14 protein-coding genes are annotated in these 16,287 nt (G+C 69.7%); 7 read left to right on the forward strand and 7 right to left on the reverse strand.

Going from position 1 to position 16,287, the window contains the following annotated elements; all coding sequences use genetic code 11:
• Positions 1-437 precede the first annotated feature (437 nt).
• Positions 438-3,005, reverse strand: coding sequence for a collagenase (locus tag ACFVT5_RS31720; protein ID WP_389895095.1), 2,568 nt, complete (start codon positions 3,003-3,005; stop codon positions 438-440).
• 752 nt (positions 3,006-3,757) lie between these two features.
• On the opposite strand from ACFVT5_RS31720, the gene ACFVT5_RS31725 reads away from it, so the two are divergent.
• Positions 3,758-5,503, forward strand: coding sequence for a stealth family protein (locus ACFVT5_RS31725; RefSeq protein ID WP_389895097.1), 1,746 nt, complete (start codon positions 3,758-3,760; stop codon positions 5,501-5,503).
• 4 nt (positions 5,504-5,507) lie between these two features.
• Here ACFVT5_RS31725 and ACFVT5_RS31730 read toward each other — a convergent pair whose 3' ends face one another.
• Positions 5,508-6,764, reverse strand: coding sequence for an MFS transporter (locus tag ACFVT5_RS31730; protein ID WP_389895099.1), 1,257 nt, complete (start codon positions 6,762-6,764; stop codon positions 5,508-5,510).
• Between the two features lie 106 nt (positions 6,765-6,870).
• On the opposite strand from ACFVT5_RS31730, the gene ACFVT5_RS31735 reads away from it, so the two are divergent.
• From ACFVT5_RS31735 to ACFVT5_RS31750, 4 genes are all read left to right on the forward strand, one after another.
• Positions 6,871-7,449, forward strand: coding sequence for a sugar O-acetyltransferase (locus ACFVT5_RS31735; RefSeq protein ID WP_389895100.1), 579 nt, complete (start codon positions 6,871-6,873; stop codon positions 7,447-7,449).
• A gap of 23 nt (positions 7,450-7,472) precedes the next feature.
• Positions 7,473-8,024 (forward strand): TetR/AcrR family transcriptional regulator, encoded by a 552-nt coding sequence (locus tag ACFVT5_RS31740; RefSeq protein ID WP_389895102.1) that lies wholly within the window; start codon positions 7,473-7,475, stop codon positions 8,022-8,024.
• 127 nt (positions 8,025-8,151) lie between these two features.
• The gene (locus ACFVT5_RS31745) at positions 8,152-8,706 is read left to right on the forward strand and encodes a hypothetical protein (protein ID WP_389895103.1); all 555 of its coding nucleotides are present in this window, start codon (positions 8,152-8,154) and stop codon (positions 8,704-8,706) included.
• A 71-nt stretch (positions 8,707-8,777) separates the two neighbouring features.
• Positions 8,778-9,080, forward strand: coding sequence for a hypothetical protein (locus tag ACFVT5_RS31750; protein ID WP_389895105.1), 303 nt, complete (start codon positions 8,778-8,780; stop codon positions 9,078-9,080).
• A gap of 98 nt (positions 9,081-9,178) precedes the next feature.
• Here the strand turns inward: ACFVT5_RS31750 and ACFVT5_RS31755 are convergent, their stop codons facing one another.
• A complete protein-coding gene (locus ACFVT5_RS31755) occupies positions 9,179-9,376 on the reverse strand; it encodes an antitoxin (protein ID WP_389895107.1) in 198 nt (65 codons plus the stop codon).
• A 95-nt stretch (positions 9,377-9,471) separates the two neighbouring features.
• Positions 9,472-9,858 (reverse strand): hypothetical protein, encoded by a 387-nt coding sequence (locus ACFVT5_RS31760; RefSeq protein ID WP_389895109.1) that lies wholly within the window; start codon positions 9,856-9,858, stop codon positions 9,472-9,474.
• Positions 9,859-9,903: 45 nt separating this feature from the next.
• Here ACFVT5_RS31760 and ACFVT5_RS31765 point away from each other — a divergent pair, with 45 nt between their 5' ends.
• Positions 9,904-10,902: an SLC13 family permease gene (locus ACFVT5_RS31765; RefSeq protein WP_389895111.1), complete on the forward strand. Its 999-nt coding sequence runs from the start codon at positions 9,904-9,906 to the stop codon at positions 10,900-10,902.
• Here the strand turns inward: ACFVT5_RS31765 and ACFVT5_RS31770 are convergent.
• Both ACFVT5_RS31770 and ACFVT5_RS31775 read right to left on the reverse strand, forming a co-directional pair.
• Positions 10,896-11,780: a serine hydrolase gene (locus tag ACFVT5_RS31770; protein ID WP_389895635.1), complete on the reverse strand. Its 885-nt coding sequence runs from the start codon at positions 11,778-11,780 to the stop codon at positions 10,896-10,898. The two genes, ACFVT5_RS31765 and ACFVT5_RS31770, sit on opposite strands and share 7 nt — an antisense overlap.
• Before the next feature lie 68 nt (positions 11,781-11,848).
• Positions 11,849-12,868: a LysR family transcriptional regulator gene (locus ACFVT5_RS31775; RefSeq protein ID WP_389895113.1), complete on the reverse strand. Its 1,020-nt coding sequence runs from the start codon at positions 12,866-12,868 to the stop codon at positions 11,849-11,851.
• A gap of 86 nt (positions 12,869-12,954) precedes the next feature.
• On the opposite strand from ACFVT5_RS31775, the gene ACFVT5_RS31780 reads away from it, so the two are divergent.
• Complete coding sequence (locus tag ACFVT5_RS31780; protein ID WP_389895115.1) at positions 12,955-14,601, forward strand: penicillin-binding transpeptidase domain-containing protein; 1,647 nt, start codon at positions 12,955-12,957, stop codon at positions 14,599-14,601.
• Positions 14,602-14,613: 12 nt separating this feature from the next.
• Here ACFVT5_RS31780 and ACFVT5_RS31785 read toward each other — a convergent pair whose 3' ends face one another.
• Positions 14,614-16,278, reverse strand: coding sequence for an APC family permease (locus tag ACFVT5_RS31785; RefSeq protein WP_389895117.1), 1,665 nt, complete (start codon positions 16,276-16,278; stop codon positions 14,614-14,616).
• Positions 16,279-16,287: the final 9 nt, after the last annotated feature.

Genomic DNA, 16,287 nt, shown 5'->3' on the forward strand with positions numbered 1-16,287 from the left:
GTGCCGCCCAGGCGCAGCGCCGACTCCTGCTCCGGCTCCCCGTGCCGTCCGGCCGCCCAGAGGGAGCGGACGTGGTCCAGATGGCGAGGGGCTGTGCGATGGGGTCAGGCGGGCTGTCGTCCCGGATCAGGCCGGCTGTCCGCTCGGCAGCAGGGACACGGTCCGCAGCGCGGTGCAGAAGTCCAGCGGGTGGCCGTCGGGCACGTCCGCGAGGAGTACGGGATCGACGTACCAGCCGGTGGATCCGGCATCGCCCGTGCCGGGGGTGCCGTCGCCGGCGAGCAGGGCCGCCCCGGCCGGCTGCCAAGGCCACGGAACCGGCCTCGTAAGCCCTTGATGAACCCCTTCGTGCGGGCCCAGTCATGGGGAGGGCGGGGACCCGCGTCGCCGTCGACCACGGATCCCCGCCCCCGCTCACCTCAGGGCCTCCCGCCCTGTCAGTACTCGGACTTGACGGTCACCCCCGAGAAGTCGGTGACCCCGGCGAGGCTGATGTAGTGCCAGCCCGACGCGGGGCCGTTCACGGTCAGCGTCTCGGCGTTGCCGGAGCCGGTGGACCGGCTGGTGTACGAACTCGTCGTGGCCCAGCCGCTGTTGCTGTAGTAGAGGTCGGCGTTGCCGGCGCCGCCGGTCGTGGTGACCTTGAACTGCTGGACCCCGGCCGGCAGATACACGTAAAGATAGGAGTAGTTGCCCGGCGTCCCGGACACGCCGGATCGCTGGCAGTTGCGGTCGAGTTGACGTACGTCGGCGCCGGTGCACCCGGGGAGGTTGGTGCCTCCGCCGCCGACGGTGACGCTCTGGGTGGCCGTGCCGGTGGCGCCCTTGTCGTCGGTGACGGTGAGCTTGACGGTGTAGGTGCCGGCCGTGGTGTACGTCTTCGACGGGTTGGCCGCGGTGGACGTACCGCCGTCGCCGAAGTTCCAGGAGCGTGACGCGATGGTGCCGTCGGAGTCGGTGGACGCATCGGTGAAGGAGGCGGTCAGACCACTGACGGCCGCGCTGAACGAGGCGGTCGGCGGCTGATTGCCCGGCGGGTTGGTGGAGCCCCCGCAGTTCCCGGCGGCGCAGGCCGCGAGCCAGGTGTACCAGTCGCTGTCGTAGCGCGAGCCGATGGTGCCGGTGAGATAGCTGCGGGCCGCGCTCCAGTTGCCCGCGCGGTAGTACCCGAGCACGGTCGCCATGTCATTGGGGTGCGACTGGAGCATGTACCGCACGGCGAGATAGCCCCACCGGTATATCCGGGTGGTGTCATGGCTGTACGTGGTGTCGAACAGCGTGCTCAACGCATAGGTGCGGCGCCCGGCTTCGGTGATCGCGGCGTCATAGGTGACGTTGCGGTACGAGTAGGACACGTACTCGGCGAAGCCCTCGATCCACCAGATGGTCGGCGTGGTGACATTGGCGTTGAAGTCGCCGTACATGTCGAACCGGCCGTCCAGGTAATGCGTGTACTCGTGGTTGAGATTCCAGATCTCGAATGTCGGCTGCCACTCGGCCTCGTACGCGATGAACCGTGGCTGGTTCCCGGTGGCGGACGGGTCGCCTTCGAGATACATGCCGCCGTTGTTCGTGTCGATGCCGAACATCGCGCCGGCGTAGGTCTGGTAGTCGGTGCTGGAGTTGAACGCCACGACTTCCAGCATGGTGTTGCGGTCGCCGGAGACCGGGCCGCTGTCCTTGACGATGCCGTGGAAGTAGGCGTCCTGGTTGGCGAGGCCGGCGCAGGTCGCCGAGAGCTGGGCGGCCGTCATCTCCTGTGCGCGGACCCGAAGACTGGAGCTACAGGTGTGATTGATCGGAAGCACCTCGGCCGCCAGGCGGTTCTGGAGGTCACAGGTGCCGTAGAGGGAGCAGTTGGCCTTGTCGTAGTAGTCGGTCATCTCGGCGACGCCGACCCACAGGGGGGCGGTGCGGCCGGAGATGGAGGTCTGGTTCAGCAGCCCGATGACCAGGGGGCGGACCTTGCCGAACATCGCGCTGTGCTGGAGGAAACGGCCGAGCTCACGGCCCGCGTTGGAGACGAGATAACCCTGGTCGGTGCCGAGCAGCGCGGTGTGCGAGGACGCGAAGCCGTACACCGTGTCGGTGATGCTCGGGTCGGACTGCACGGCGGTGACGAACTCGGGCACCTGGTGGCCCCGGAACAGCACCGTGTACACGTTGTTCACCGCGTTGAGCATCCACCACGACGCGTTGTACGAGCTGTCATAGCCGTTCAACAGCCGCTTCACGACGTAGAGATAGCGGGCGTTCTCCTCGGCGCTGTCGATCAGCGTGACCGCTTCGGACAGGGTCTCGCCGTTGGCGTCGCTGACGTCCTGCGCGTGGGAGCCGGCGAAGAACGCGTCCAGGCCGGACCGGATGGCCGTCTTCAGGGTCGGGCCGTAGGTGCCGACGGTCGACGCGTTGTACCAGTGCACGTAGTAGCCCGCCCGCAGATAGAGCACGAGCTGCGGCATCCCGGTGGAACTGTTGCCCGGATAGGCCGCCGAGCCGTCGCGCAGGGCGTAGGCGACGCTGACCATCTGTGCCTCACGGAAGGCGTTGTACGCGTCGCCGCCGGTGAGGTTGAAGAGGGTGTTGACGCAGTCGGTGGTCGACGCCTTGATCTGCTGGACGAGTGCGGCGCCGGTCCGGCTGGTGAAGTCGGCGGCGCTACAGGCGGCGCCCTCGGCCTTGGTCGAACTCCCGTGGGCGGACTGGCCGTTGATCGTCCGGGATGCCTTCATCGAGGGGCTGAGGCGTGGCGCCGGTAACGCCGGGTCGTCGTAGTCCCGCTTGAGCGCGTTCTTCGTCGAGGGCAGCGGGGGACGGTCCTTGGGCTTCAGTGGGGTCTTGCGGATGTGCTCGGGGTCGTCGCCGCGGGGGTCGACCACGGAGGGCGCCGGCGGCGCCTTCATCGGGGTCGCCGCACCGGACGCCTTGCCGCTGACCGAACTCAGGGGGCTCGCATGGCCCGGCGCCGCGAACACGCCGATTCCCAGACACAACGCCAGTGCCATGACGAGGAGTTTGACGACGGATGGTCGTCGTACCTTCGGTCTCACTTTCCGCCTCCAGCGGGGATGGGGGGAGCCGCGCCGAGGCGCGACCCGGTGAGGGTGTGGTCGCGCACGAGGGCTGATGAACCGGAGAGTTCGCCCTGAGTTCACCCTTGACATGCCCATGCGTGCGCCATGCGACATGTACAATGGCACACATCACATGCCGCTGGAACCCGGGATACGAGATTTCCCGGCACCCCGAGATCGAGGGGCCTGGACGGGGTGACCCGCACACGCCCGCCACCTGGGAATCGAATTAATCTCGCCGTCACATTGCGGGCACCCGGGACGAAATCCCCCGTTCACACTTGACGGATCACATACCTCGACTTCATAGTTCCTTTACGTTCATTGGGCAGGCTTTTCCGGGCTTTACCGCCACATTCAGACACAGGAGCCTGCATCGAGCAGGAAACGAGGATGTGGAAGCTGTGAAGCGCCTGCGGCCCTGTTCCGGGCGATGCGCCGCGCGTGACGGATAGCGGGCCGCGCGTGACGGACAGCGGGATGCGCATGACGGACAGCGGGATGCGTGTGACGGACGGCGAGAGATGACCGCTCCCCCGTCGGGCATTTCTTGACCATCACTCATCTTCCGCCGCAGCACGTCCATTTCGCCGTATCGCCGCCTTTCACCCGCGCGATCGGCTCTCTCCCTTTCTCGATCCCGATCTCCCTCTCCCTTTCACATGCGCCAGGTAGGAGCAGGCATGCCGTCACGCGTCACGTCACTCGGGGGGCGTCTGCTGCCCGGCCGCATACGCGAGCAGCGCGCGGTGGAGCGCGCTGCCGTCCGGGACGCCGCCAAGGAGCGTAGGCGCGACGAGCGGATCGCCGAGCGGCGGCGTGACCTGCTGGCGTCGGACTACACCGTGCGGACCCTGACGGTCGACGGGCACACCTTCTACGGCCGACAGGTGCGTAGCTTCACGGCAGCCGGCGCGTCGGCCCACAACCTGGGCCTGGTGACCGACGCGCTGGCCCACGCCGGAATCGACTACTTCCTGGTACCGGGCCGCTCACTCAACCGGCATGTAGTGGGCGTCCGCCGCACCGACCGCAAGGACCTGCTGGCCGCGTTGCGCTCGCTGTACGGATCGGCGCCCCTGTACGCGCTGAGGACGGGCGGTGACCGGCTGCCCACCGACGCCGTCCTCTACGCCGACGGCGCCCTGCCCACCACGCTCAAGCGCCAGTCCGTCATCCGCTTCGGCGAGATACTGCTCGGTCCTGACGGCCAACTGCTCTCGGATCTCACCTACGGCTGCGATGTCGAGTTCTGGCGCGACGGCCAGGCACTCCTCGACGACGAGGAGCACGGCGCCGATCACCTGAGGGCCCTGCGCCACCAGGCGCCGCCCTCCGTTCTCGCCGAGTCCCTGGTCGCACCCCGCCCGAACCCGGTGACCGACGTACTGCCCACCAAGGCGCTCACCACCGCGGTCCGCACGATCGAGGGACGCGCCCACCCGACGTACGAAGATCTCTTCCGGCCCCGGGTCGACGTCTCGGACATCCCCCTCGACGTCGTGTACACCTGGGTCGACGGCGGCGACCCCGAACTCGCCGCGCGCCGCCAGGCGTTCCGGAACTCCGGCGGGATGCCGCGCATTCACGGCCGCGAGTCGGGCGCCTCCCGCTACACCAGCCATGACGAGCTGAAGTACTCACTGCGGTCCCTGGAGACATTCGCCCCGTTCGTCCGCAACGTCTACATCGTCACGGACGGTCAGAGACCCCCCTGGCTGAACACCGACGCCGCCGGTATCCAGATCGTGGACCACAAGGACATCTTCGCCGACGTCAACGCGCTGCCGGTCTTCAACTCCCATGCGATCGGCACCCAGTTGCACCACATAGAGGGCCTGTCGGAGCGGTACCTCTACTTCAACGACGACGTGCTCCTCGGCCGCCCGGTCACCCCCGATCACTTCTTCCACTCCAACGGCATCGCGAAGCTCCCCTTCTCACCGTCCCAACTCGGCCTGGGATCCCCGCACCCCGACGAGCCCGCGCCCAACTCCGCGGGCAAGAACGTGCGGGAGCTGCTGCTCGGGACCCACGGACGGTTCACCACGAACAAGTTCATGCACACCCCGCACCCCCAACTCCGCTCGGTCATGGCCGAGTTGGAGGAGCGATTCGCGGAGGACATCGCACGCACCAGCCGGTCCCGGTTCCGGGCCGTGACCGACATCGCGATGGGTGCGTCGCTGCATCACCACTACGCGTATCTGACCGGCCGTGGCGTCCCCGGCAAGTACAAGCTGCGGTACGTCGACATCGCCCGGCCCGACGCCGAAGAGCGACTCGCCGATCTCTCCACCACACGCCGTTTCGACTTCATCTGCCTCAACGACGTCAACACCCCCGAGGACGAGAAGGAACGCGTCAGAGCCCGACTGCACGCCTTCCTTGAGTCGTACTTCCCGTTCCCCAGCCGGTACGAGCGCTGAGCGGTCAGGTCCGGTCGCCGGTCCCCAGGTCGGGGACCGGTGTGTGGCCCCCGGGGGCGGTCCGCGCACCGGTGTGCTCGTCGCGCGCGGGGGCGAGTGCGCCGGCCAGTGTGGCGGCCACGACCAGGAAGGCCAGGACGACCGTCATCGTGAGGCGCAGGCCGATATGGCCCGCGAGAAATCCGAGGGCGGGCGGGCCGACCAGGAACGCGACGTAACCGGCGGTGGCGACGGCCGCCACACGCGTCGCCGCGTCGTGCGGGTGGTCGCCCGCGGCGGACATTGTCACCGGGAATCCGAGCGACGCGCCGAGGCCCCACAGCACCGTCGCGGCCCCGGCGACCAGCGGACTGGGCGAGACGATGACCAGCGTCAGTCCGACCACGGCGACCAGCGCGCTGACGCGGACGACATGGACCCGACCGAACCGTTCCAGGAGTGGGCCGCCGGTGAATCGGCCGACGGTCATCGCCGAGGCGAAGGCAAGGAAGGTCAGGGACCCGGCGGTGGCGCTGACGTGATGTCCGTCGACCATCAGCAGCGGCAGCCAGTCGTTGGCGGCCCCTTCCGCGAAGGCCATCGCCAGGACGATCAGCCCGATGCAGACGAGCCGCCGGTCCCGCCACACCCGCGCCTGGCGACGCCAACCGCCCTTGTCCCGCTCGCTGTCGCGGTCGGCGGTGGCGTCCTTCCCGGTACCGGCCGGGATCGCCAGGACGGCCCACACCGCCGCCACCGTGATCAGTACCGCGACGGCCGACAGATGCCACCCGACCGGAAACCTGGCCGCCGTCAGCCCCATACCCAGCAGCGCGCCGAAGACCGTGCCCAGGCTGAAACACCCGTGGAGCACGGGGAGTACGGGCCGTTCGACGATCCGCTCGACGGCGGCGCCCTCGATGTTGAACGCCACCTCGGCCAGCCCGAGACCCGCGCCGAACAGCGCCAGACCACCGAACACTCCCGCGGCCAGCGACAGACTCGTGGCGCCCGCGACGACGAGCAGACCGGCCACGATCAGGGCGGCACCGGCACTGATCGCCACCCTGCCCCCGTGCCGCCGGACGACCTGGCCCGAGAGCGTGACTCCGACCATCGACCCCGTGGAGAGCCCGAACAGCACCAGACCCATGGCGCCCGTGGACACCTCAAGACCGTCCCGGACGGCGGGGGTCCGCGCCACCCAGGACGCCATGCCCGTACCGGCCGCCAGCATGAAGAGGAACAGGGCGGCACGCCAACGGCGAGTGGCAGCATCCATCACAGCGGGGCCTCAGCAGACGAGTCGGGACTACGGATCGGGAACGCGAGGGCACGGCAGCACTGGGGAATGTACGACCGTACGCCTTGAGTGTACGATCGTACGCGTGAAGGACTACTTCGCGGGAGACCCCCGTACCCAGCACGAGCGGATGCTCGCCGGAGACCTGTACATCTCGGACGACCCCGACATCGCCAAGGCGCAGCAGCGGGCGGTGCGGCTGGCGGCCGAGTACCAGACCCGCTACGCACAGGACGCCGAGGCCGCGCAGCCCGTCGTCCGGGAGCTGATCGGAAAACTGGGCGCGGGAGCCCACATCAGGCCGCCGCTGTTCGTGGACTACGGTTCCTACATCACCGTCGGCGACGACACTTTCATCAACTTCAACCTCACCGCGCTCGATGTGGCCCCCATCACCATCGGCCGTGACTGCCAGATCGGTCCGAACGTGCAGTTGCTGACGCCGACCCACCCGGTGGAGCCCCAGCCGCGCCGGGACAAACTGGAGGCGGCGAAGCCGATCACGATCGGCGACAATGTGTGGCTCGGCGGCGGAGCGATCGTGCTGGCCGGGGTGACCATCGGGGACAACAGCGTCGTCGGCGCGGGAGCGGTCGTCACCAAGGACATCCCCGCGAATGTGGTCGCCGTGGGCAATCCGGCCCGGGTCGTCCGCTCGATCTGACCCCTCCAGGAGGCAAGCACACCGTGGCGACCGGACGGACCGATCCCGAGCGGCGGGAACGCATCATCACCGCCACGCTCGACCTCATCGCGGAGGAGGGCGTCGCGGGCACCTCGCACCGCAAGGTCGCCGCTCGCGCCGGTGTGCCCCTGGGTTCGATGACGTATCACTTCGACGGGATGGACGAGTTGCTGCGGGAGGCGTTCACGCGGTTCTCCAGCGGCATCGTCGCCGTGTTCGAGGAGCGGCTCGGCGCCGCCTCGACGCCCGACGAGGCACGGGAGGCGGTCGCGGACCTCGTCCACCATCTGTCCAGCGGCAATCAACGGGAACTCGTCCTCACCCACGAGCTGTACACCCTCGCGGCCCGCAAGCCCGCGTTCCGGGAACTCACCCGGGAGTGGATGGGCCGCAGCCGCCGGGCTCTCGAATGGCACTTCGACCCGGCGACGGCACGCCAACTCGACGCGCTGATCGAAGGGTTGTCGATCCACCGCGCCCTGGAAACGAAACCCCACGACCGTGCCTTGACCCTGGAAGCCGTCACCCGCATCACCACCGCCCGCACCACCTGAGGGACGGCCCCTCCCCCTACGCCTGACCGGCGCCCGACCTGACCAGGGCGCCGGTCAGGTCCCCTCTCTCTCCTCGGAAGCGCACGCCGCCTTCCCCTCGCGCGCCGGTCCGGGCAGGATCGGGACCATGGATCAGGGGGTTGCCGCGGTGTGGGCCGCGGGGGTGGCCGGATTCGCCAGCGCGGCGGGGGTAGTTGTCGGTGCGGGGCTCGCCGGCCGGTCGGCGCAGAGACAGGTCACCGCGCAGGGATCGGTCGACAGCGCACGCCGCGTGGAGGACCACCGCCGTCAGGGCTACGCGAGGTTTCACGAGCGGATGAACGAGGCGATATTGGCCATTGACGAGTGGGAGCGAGCGATCCGGCATCCGGCGGCACCCCCGTCCGCCGACGCCGAATCCGCCGGCCACACGACATGGCACGCCGCATTCGCCTGCACCTTCGAAATACGGACGTGCGGGCCGGCCGAGGCGGCCGATTTCGCGAACTGGGTCTGTATGGCCCTCCGGGAGTCCCGCCTCGCACTCGCCGGACTCCGGTCGGCGCCCGACGCGATCACGGACCCCGACTCCCCCGCCAGCCGCGCCTGGGAAGAGAGCGGGCTCAGGGTCACCTCCTGGTACGCGATGTTCTCGGACGCGACCCGCCGCGCGGTGAACGAGGCCGGCGCCCAGGGTCGCTGACGAGGTCTGACGAGGGAGCCCGGCGCGCGGTACCCGGGTGCCGCTGATCCGGGCTGTCATAGGCTCGCGGTATGGCGAGATGGAGACGCTCACTGGCGGAAGGGTTCTGGGCCCTGGATCGGGCCCTCGGCGGTCGGCTGCCCCCGACTCGTCTCCAGAAGTGGGTGGCCCGGCATCCGGTCGGTGCCGGACTGTGCGCGGGCGTACCCTTCGCGCTCTTCCTCTTGGCGCTGTCCCCCGAGGACGAGCCCTACGACGTGGTGTTCGCCATCCTGTTCGGGCTCGCGATGAGTGTTGTCTTCGGCCTGACCGCCCTCGCCGAGCGCTTCCGTCAGCGTCGGCTCGCCCGTCCGGAGACCGGGAACGGCTCGTGACCGGCGGTCGGCCAACTCGCCCAACGCGTGGACGAGTTGTCGCCGAACAGTCGTCACGAAAGGGAACTGCGTGACGGGAGTGGCGGGGTGACGGGACGTCAGTCCTTCTTCTCGCCCAGTCGTTCGACGAGGTCCTGAGCCTTTTCCACGCCGCTGTCGATCTTGTCGCTGTACTTGCCGCCGGTCTTGTCGTCGATGAAGTCACCGGCCTTCTCAAGGCCCTCGGTGATTTTCTCGCCGTGCTCCTCCGCGATCTCCTCGGCCTTTTCCTTGAGGTTCTTCAGATGCTCCAACATGTGTTTCCTCTTCAGCGGGGGGTACGTCAGGCCCGGGACACCGTGTGCCCCGGGCCGTTCCGTTCCATGATCCCATGCTGACCGGAACCGCGGGCTCAGACGATGAGAGCCTCCCTGATCAGCTGTACCGGGTGCCAGGCGTCGCGCCAGGTGCCGTGGTAGATCTGTTGGCGGCAGGAGACACCCGTGGCGACGATCACCGTGTCCGCGGGTTCCGCCTCGACCGCGGGGAACAGTCGGTCGTCGCCGACCGTCATGGAGACGTCGTAGTGCTCCGACTCGAAGCCGAACGAGCCGGCCATTCCGCAGCAGCCCGCGTCCAGTTCGACCACGTCCACGCCGGGGATGCGGCTCAATAGCGCGATGGTGGCGGCGGTGCCGACCTCGGCCTTCTGATGGCAGTGACCGTGGTACAGCAGCCGTCGTCCGGCCGGCCAGGCGGCGTCACTCAGGCGGATACGGCCGTCGTCAATGGCCTCCACCAACAACTCCTCGACCTGCCGTACCCCCATCTGCCGGGTAACCCAATGCTGTTGTTCGTCAGTTCCTTCGTCTTCAACGCGCTGCTCTGTGTCGTGGTGTTCTTCCTGTTCGGCGGAAGGAAACTCATCGGGCGCCGGGCCGACGACATCGATGAAGCTCTCGCCGGCAATGCGGGTGATGGCGGTGCGGGAACGGGAGGTTCGGGCGCAGGGGGCGCGGGCGACCTCCCGAAGGCCCGTCCCCAACGTGGCGGGGGCGCCGAGGTCCCGGTGGGCGGTCCGGTCGCCCTTCAGACCGCGACGACGGCGACGACGGCGGCGACCACCGCGACGACCTTCTTGTCCGACCCCACGGAAGCCGACGGCGACCCGTCCGCCCTCCGTCTCAACCGGGTCCGGGTCCTCACCCTGATCGGACTCCTCAGCCTGGTCGTCGGGGCGCTGTTCTTCGACCTGAACGTGGGACTGCTCGCGCTGACCGTGACGGTCGTACTGTCGCTGCTCTCCCCCGAGTCCGCGAAGGGAGCCGTGGACCGCTGCGCCTGGTCGACCGTGCTGCTCGTCTGCGGGATCGTCACCTTCGTCAGCATGATGGAACGTATCGGGACCATCGACTGTCTCGGCGAGAGCGTCGCCGACATCGGCGCCCCGCTGCTCGGAGCGCTGCTGATCTGCTGCATCGGCGCGGTGGTCTCCGCCTTCGCGTCGACCACGGGCATCCTCGGGGCACTCATCCCGCTGGCCGTGCCGTTCCTGCTGGGCGGTGAGGTCGGCGCGGTCGGGATGGTGATCGCCCTGGCCATCTCCTCGTCGGTGGTCGACTCGTCGCCCATCTCCACCAGCGGCGCCCTGGTCACCGCCAACGCCCCGGAGGACCAACGCGATGCGGTCTTCAGGCGGTTGATGACCTGGGGGCTCAGCATGGCCGTGACAGCGCCACTGGTGACCTGGGTGATCTTCGTGGTGCCCGGCTGGCTCCGAGCAAGTCCGGTAGGCCGACGGGGGCGCCCGGCGGTCGGGCGCCCCACTCGTCCGGGTCAGTGAGCCCGCAGGGCCCGTACCGCCAGACGTGCCACCGTGCCGATCGCCGCGTCGGCCGCGGGCTGCCGAGCCGCCGCGCGGGCCGCGCGGGTGAAGACGGCGACCGCGTACCGGCCGCCGTCGGGGTACTCCACCACCCCGGCCTCGTGGCGCAACGTCGGCAGGGTGCCGGTCTTGCCGTACACCCGGACGTCGTCGTACGGGAATCCGGCGGCGAGCCGGTGCGGCCAGACCTGGAGTCCGAGGACGGCGCGCAACTCCCGTGCCCGGTCCGGTGAACACGCCTCGTCGCGCCAGAGCGCCGTGAGCAGCCGGGTCATGTCCCGGGGGGTGCTGTGGTTGGCGCGGGCCGGGTCGAGGACGCGCAGCCGGGCGAGCAGCGCCGGGTCGGACCTGAGCCGGGCCTCGTCGCCACCGCAGTCCTCGTCGACGGCGGCGATGAGATCCCGCATCGTGTGCACCGCGACCGTCCTGCGCAGGCCGATGGCGCGCATCGCGTCGTTGACCGCGGCGAGTCCGACCCGGTCGAAGAGCAGATCGGCGGCGGTGTTGTCGCTCACCGTCAGCGCCATCGCGAGGAGATCCCGCACCGACATCCGTACCGGACCGCTCAGCATCGCCAGACCGGTGGGCCCCGGGGTGCGGTCACCGGGGAGCGACTCCACCTGCGCGTCGAGGTCGAGACGTCCCTCGTCGGCGAGCCGCTGCACGGTGACCGCCAGACACAGCTTGTGCACACTGGCCGTGCTCACCGGCGTTTCCGCGCCGACCGCGACCTCGGCGCGGGTGCCGGTGCCGGCGTCGATGTCCACCGCGTGCATCCAGCCGGTGACCCCGGCATCGGCGAACACGGTCCGGATACGGGCCCGGACACCGGACATGCCCGGGTGGGCCGCCTCCGCCGCGTTCGGGCCGACCGCCTCATCCATGCCGGCCGCCTCCGCCCCGCTCATATCGTGTAGCCGTAGGCCGGGTGTGGCCGGGCGGTGCGCCGCGCCACGGCCGTCTCCATCACCGGGACCATTCCTCCTCGTTCGGTGAGCACACTCTCCACCACCTCGGCGAAAAGGCGTACCACTGGGTCGTCCTGCCGTCCCCGCAACCAGGCCGTGGACACCTGTTCCAGCAGGGGTTCGCCCTCCAGGGGGTGCCAGACCGTGCCGGGCGGCAGTTTGCGGTCCCGCGACGCGAACGTCACGGCCGTCCCGGACATGACCATGCCGTCCACGAACTCGGGGTCCTGACCGGCGATCACCGAGCCGGGTTCGAAGCCGTGCCGCCGGCAGACCGCGAGGGTCTCCGCGTGCAGGGCGGGCGCCGACTGCTGCGGGAACAGCACCAGGTCGAGGCCGCTGAGCGAGGCAAGCCACACCGGCGCACCCGTACCCGTGCCCTCGCCCTCGCCCAGATCCGGTCCGTCACCGTCGCCGTCGGGATTCCCGGGCCTCGGTCCCCGGGGCAACAGCACACCGTACGGACGGCACAGGACCTCGCCGAGGCCGAGTCCCGCCACGTCCACGGGATGCCGCACCACGCCCACGTCCAGGGTCTCCGCCCGCAGTTCGGCGAGCTGCACCTCGGCACCCAGCTCGCGCAGAGCCAGCCGTACGCCGGGCGACCGCTCCCGGAACTGGCCGACCAGGGCCGCGACGACCGCACTGCCCAGCTCCGGCGGAACGGCCGCCCGGAGCACACCCGCCGCACCGCTGCGCACCCGTGCGGCGACCCCGAGCAGGGCGTCCGCCTGGGCGATCAGGGGCCGTGCCTCGGCGAGCAGCAGCCGTCCGCCCTCGGTCAGTTCGACGCCCCGGCTGGTGCGGTCGAAGAGGCGCACGCCCAGCTCCCGTTCCAGCCGCTGGATGCGCTGCGAGAGCGAGGGCTGGGCCAGCCCGAGCCGGGCCGCCGCCCGTCCGAAGTGTCTTTCTTCTGTAACAGTGACGAAGTACCGGACATGCTTCACCAGGTCCACAGCCAGCAATGATAGCCATTCGGCTATCGGTTACGTCCACATAGGACTCTTGGCTCCGCAGCGCACCGGCCTGCTGGGGTGAACCCATGTCCGACTACACCCCAAACCCCGGGCCCCCGCACACCGACCCCGCTGATCGCGGTTACGACCCGATACCTCCCGTACGCCGTCGGCGGCGTCTGCTGCCCGCCGTGATCGCGCTGGCCGTCCTGGGCGGGGGCGGGTACGGCGCGTGGAGCCTGTTCGGTGGCTCCGACAAGAAGACCGACGAGCGGGCCGCCGCGGCCGACGCCTTCCTCAGCGCGTGGGCGGCGGGCGACGCCGACCTGGCCGGGCGGCACACCGACGCACCGGCCGCCGCGACCGCCCGGCTCACCGCGCTCGCCAAGGACGTGCCCACCGGCAAGGTGTCCTTCACCCGCGGTGACGCCACCGAGAAGGGCGACTACGCCTTCCGTGCCACATTCCGCCTCAAGGGCGGCAGCACCTGGACCTACGCGTCGTCGGCGCCGGTGATCCGCAAGGACGGGCGGTGGGTGGTCCGTTGGAGTCCGGCCGTCATGCACCCCCGTCTCACCGAGGGCAGCGCACTCGCCCTGCGCGAGGACACCGACAACCGCGGGGACGTCCAGGCCGCCGACGGCACCCCGCTGGACGGCCTCGCCCCGGCCCTGGTGGGCACCCCCGGCAAGAGCGGTCTCCAGTACCGCTACGACAAACAGCTCGCCGGGGCGCCCGCGGACTCGGTCGCCATCGTCGGCACCAGCAGCGGACGCACCCTCGCCACCCTGCACACCGCCGACGGCACCCCCGGCAAGCCGGTCCGTACGACGCTGGAACCCGGCGTTCAGCGGGCCGCCGAGAAGGCGCTGCGCGGGATGGACAAGAACGCCGCGATCGTCGCCGTACGGCCGAGCACCGGGGAGATACTCGCCGCCGCCGACAACCCGCCGACCGGCGAGAACCGTTCCCTGCGCGGCCGTTACGCGGCGGGCTCCGACTTCAAGGTGGTCACCGCGGCGGCGCTGATCAAGAAGGGGATACGGCAGAACACGCCGGTGCCGTGTCCTCGCTACGAGCGGGTGAACGGCCAGAGCTTCGAGAACCAGGACCTGTTCTCGCTTCCCGCCGGTTCGACCTTCCGGGACGGATTCGCCCGGTCCTGCAACACCGGCATCATCGGGCTGCGGGACCGGCTGGACAACAACAGCCTGACGGAGGCCGCCGGACTGTTCGGCATCGGCCCGGAGTGGAGCGTCGGCGCGACAACGTTCGACGGGTCCGTGCCGCCCACCACGAGCGAGAACGACAAGGCCGCCGCGATGATCGGGCAGGGCCGGGTCGAGGCGAGCCCACTGGTGATGGCGTCGGTCGCCGCGACCGTGAAGGACGGGACCTTCCGCCAACCGGTCCTGGTGGAGGACGCGGTGAAGAACCGCGCGAAGCCCACAGCGCCGCTCGACTCCGCCACCGCGAGCGAACTGCGGTCCCTGATGCGGGCGGTGGTCACCGAGGGGTCGGGCAAGGCGCTGCGCGGGATGTCCGGCGAGCCGGGCGCCAAGACGGGCACCGCCGAGTACGGCACCGAGTCCCCGCCGCGCACCCATGCCTGGTTCATCGGCTTCCGGGGCGATCTGGCGTTCTCGGTGCTCATCGAGGACGGCGGCTCGGGCGGCGCGGACGCGGGTCCCGTGGCCGCCGCGTTCCTCAAGGGGGCGGCGGCGAGCGGCTGATGAGGGGCCGGGTCAGTGCAGAGTCGACTCCTCCGGGGCGACCACCTGGTCGACCATGCGCTGGATCTTCGCCGTGGGCAGGGCGACCGCGAGGGCCCAGTAGTAGATGCCGAGGCTGAAGACCGCGACCGCCACCATGTCCCACCACAGCGGGAACCAGGGATGCTTGAGCGGTCCGAAGTCGCTGGCGTAGACGATGAGTCCCATGCCGATCAGATAGACAGGGAGCCACTGGGCGGCGCGCAGGTCGAGTTGGGGTTGGATCGGGTTCATCTTGAACACACGGTTCGCGATGAGGACGACATAGCCGATGAGGATCGCGATGCCCAGTTTCCAGTCGGTGGTCCAACCCGACCACAGGATCAGGAAGTTGGCGACGACGAACGCCAGCGGGGACATCCATCTGCCGCCGGGCAGCCGGTACGGCCGTTCGGTGTCCGGCAGCCGGCGCCGGAACACACCGAACGACAGGGGCGCGCCCGCATACATCAGCACGCTGGCGCTGGTGATCAGCCCGACGAGGGAGCGCCAGCTCGGGAAGGGCAGGAAGCAGATACAGCCGATGACGAAGGCGACGACGAGGCCGGCCCAGGGCACCCCGCGCCGGTTGGTCGACTCGAAGGCCGACGGCACATAGCCGTTGCGGCTGAGTCCGTAGGAGACGCGGGAGGCGCCGGTGATGTAGATCAGGCCGGTGCCGCCCGGTGAGATGACCGCGTCGAGGTAGAGGATCGTGGCCAGCCAGCCCAGGCTGATGAGGGTGGCGACCTGTGCGAACGGGCCGGTGAGTGTGTTGAAGGCGGCGGTCGCCCAGGTGCCCTGGATCTGCGAGGCGGGCAGCGCGGCGAGGAACACGACCTGGAGCAGGATGTAGATGATCACGCCGATCACGATGGAGCCGATCACGGCCCGGGGGATGTCGCGTTTCGGGTTGGCGCTCTCACCGGCCAGTTGGTCGGCCTGTTCGAAGCCGAGCAGGGCGAAGATGATGCCGCTGGTGGAGACCGCGGAGAGGATGCCCTTGGCACCGTAGGGGTCGAATCCATTGGCGGCGGTGAAGTTGCTGCCGTGGAACTGGGCGATGGCGAACACGAAGATCGTCAGCAGCGGGACGCCGACCTTCCACCAGGTCGCCACGCTGTTGGTGCGGGCCAGCAGACGGATGCTGAGGAAGTTGATGGCGGTGATCACCGCCATCAACAGGACGGCGACGATGATTCCGGACGCGGTCAGGACATGCTGGCCGCCCTGTGTCTTCAGCCAGCCGTTCGCCCAGGAGTAATGCTGGCCGTACGTGATCATCGCCAGCACCTCGATCGGTGCCACGGTGGCCGCCTGGAGCCAGGAGAACCAGCCGAACGACGCTCCGGCGGCGCCGCCGAACGCGTAGTGCGGGAAGCGGGCCGTGCCACCTGACACGGGGTACATTCCGCCCAACTCAGCGTGGACCAGGGCCAGGATGAGGATCGCGATGCCGCCGATGCCCCAGGAGATGATCGCGGCGGGCCCGGCCACACCGAGCGCGCCCTGCGCTCCGAACAGCCATCCCGAGCCGATGATCGAACCCTCCGAGGCCCAGATGAGCCCGATGAACCCGACCTCGCGCCGCAGGCCCGGACGCCCGGCGCGCGACGGGGGCGCGGGGGGCGTGGAGGGCGCCGTTTCGGAAATGCCCATGGCCCTCAC

This window comes from Streptomyces sp. NPDC058001 (genome assembly GCF_042886315.1).
Classification (GTDB): domain Bacteria; phylum Actinomycetota; class Actinomycetes; order Streptomycetales; family Streptomycetaceae; genus Streptomyces.